The sequence below is a fragment of the Chryseotalea sanaruensis genome, from assembly GCF_003990915.1.
Taxonomy (GTDB): Bacteria; Bacteroidota; Bacteroidia; order Cytophagales; family Cyclobacteriaceae; genus Chryseotalea; species Chryseotalea sanaruensis.
In genome coordinates this window covers 1-2,203 of record NZ_BHXQ01000020.1, presented here as the reverse complement: position 1 = coordinate 2,203, position 2,203 = coordinate 1, and the positions used below count along the sequence as shown (strand labels likewise).

Annotated in this window: 2 protein-coding genes and 1 pseudogene; all 3 read left to right on the top strand. The window is 42.6% G+C overall.

The annotated features are described in order from the left end of the window. Positions 1 to 690 (top strand): annotated as a pseudogene (locus tag SanaruYs_RS20265) (hypothetical protein); the annotation flags it as partial. A gap of 209 nt (positions 691 to 899) precedes the next feature. After that, positions 900 to 1,841 carry a tyrosine-type recombinase/integrase gene (locus SanaruYs_RS19955; protein WP_127124385.1) on the top strand — a complete coding sequence of 314 codons (942 nt, stop codon included), beginning with the start codon at positions 900 to 902 and terminating at the stop codon, positions 1,839 to 1,841. Continuing rightward, positions 1,816 to 2,203, top strand: a 388-nt coding sequence (locus SanaruYs_RS19950) for a site-specific integrase (RefSeq protein ID WP_160118738.1), incomplete at its 3' end; no start/stop codon positions are given. The genes SanaruYs_RS19955 and SanaruYs_RS19950, both read left to right, overlap by 26 nt.

Sequence of the window (2,203 nt, the reverse complement as noted above, 5' to 3'; positions counted from 1 at the left end):
AACATGAGCAGGTGTTTTATCATAGCGGTAGATGAAAGTCACGATCAGAGTAAAAAGGTTATTCATTACCAGAACATGAAAGCCTCCGGACAGATCGATGAGCAGAAAGAAAGACAATGCACAGAATTTATCCAGTGCCTGGTGAGTTTACTAAAGCCATATGATGTAATCAATCCATATGCAGACAAAGTTCACCTGCCCGATGAAGCGCACAAGATCAGGAGACTAAACGGACTCTATCAGGCTTTTGTAAAAGCGGTCACACTCATGCACCAATACCAGCGCAAGAAAGATGAACGCGGTAGATTGATCAGCGAGAAAGAAGATTTACAAGTAGCGGCTGAAATACTCTTTGAGTCCATCCTTTTAAAAGTAGATGAGTTAGACGGAAGCCTCAGGCAATTTTACGAGCGATTAAAACTCTACATCAAAACAAAAGGTAACGGCCATCATGAAAGCTATGAGTTCGGCCAGCGAGAAGTGAGACAAGCCCTGCAGGTAAGTAAAACACAATTACACCGCTACCTGCATGACCTGGAACAACTTGAATACATCCGTCAATCAGGAGGCTACGCCAACAGAGGATTTAATTATAAAGTATTGTACTGGGATAACATCCAGGCATTAAGATCAAAAGTAAAGAGACATCTACAAGGGCAACTTGATCAGCTCGAGTTAGTCACATCTTAAAAATTCCTTGGCGTTCCATGTCTTTGGAACGCCAGATGGAACGCCAGAATCATACAAAATCTTAGAAAGCAAACTGCAATCGCAGAAAATGCGCCTGGCGTTCCGTGTTCCAAAAAAGTGTTAAGGGGATTAGGCTACTGACTACGTTAAAACTTCGTCAGCCAGAAAGCTTCGTCCCCCAATAGAAAGAATTTAAACCCAAACGACTTATGGAAAGATTTATCATTTACTCGAAAGAGTACCGGGATCAGTATGGCCGCTTCATGAAATATTTACAGGCCATTGGTTACAGTGAAGCCAGTTGGAAAACATTTACCACAGGTCTTCGTGAATTTTTTTGTTGGCTTGAAAAACAAAAGATACTAAGCCTTGAAAAAGTGAGCGAGAGCGACATAGAAAACTTTTACAGCTATCAGCAGGAACGGCCTAACAATATGACAGGCGGGACCTTAAGCGAAAGCAGGATAACGATACACATGTACGTGATCAAACTTTTGTTCTGTTACCTGGAAGACACCGAGCAGCTACAGATCAATCCCATGAGTAATCTCGATTATACCCACAGCTACAAACGCACACGCGAAAATCTATTGAGCCTTGCAGACATCGAGAAACTTTACAAGGCGTGTGATACAGTAAAGCAAAGAGCCATACTAGGCATTATTTACGGATGTGGTCTGAGACGACAAGAAGCGGCCAAACTCAATGTAAGAGACATACACTTCAAAAGCGGTTTACTCTACGTTCGTCAGGGTAAAGGCGGAAGAAAACGAACCGTGCCACTTAACACAACCGTACTCAAAGACCTGAAAGAATATTATTACAACGAGCGATCCGGAGAACTGAATGGCAACGATACCGACAGTATAGAAGCTTTTATGATCAACAAACATGGCAGGAGAATGCGAGGGAGAACCTATAACGTAGAAGTAAAAAAACTAATCAAGGCAGCAGGATTGAACACACAAATCACCCTACATCATTTTAGACATGCGATAGCCACACATCTGCTGGAGAGCGGTATGAAGACCGGGCACGTGAAAGATTTTTTAGGACACCAGAGTATTGAGACCACACAGACCTATTTACACCTCACCACTACACAAATGAAAAAAACGACAAGCTATGGAACTGAAACAATACCTGACTAAACGCTTTACAAAGCGCACAGCACATTGTTACGCGCTGATGATAGAAAACTACAGTACACAGACCAGTAACGCAGCACAAGCCAAATACAAAGACATACTGCATTATCTGGAGAAAAGAAGAACAGAAGGCAGACAGGCGGGTACATTACACACATACCTGGCCGCGATCAAAGCCTATTACGATTGGCTGAAGAAAAGCGGAAGAAGAAAAGATCATCCGTGCAAACACCTGCGATTAAAAGACAAGATCGACCACCGGATAAGCGTTCAGGATTTATTTACTTCAACTGAACTGGAATTATTACTTGAACAGCCCTCGCGAGAAATAAACAAGTTGCCCAGCATCAGACTGAGAGACAAAG

Bases quoted from the DNA above. Each gene is read 5' to 3' on its own strand.
- SanaruYs_RS19955 (WP_127124385.1), top strand. From the start codon at position 900: ATGGAAAGATTTATCATTTACTCGAAAGAGTACCGGGATCAGTATGGC.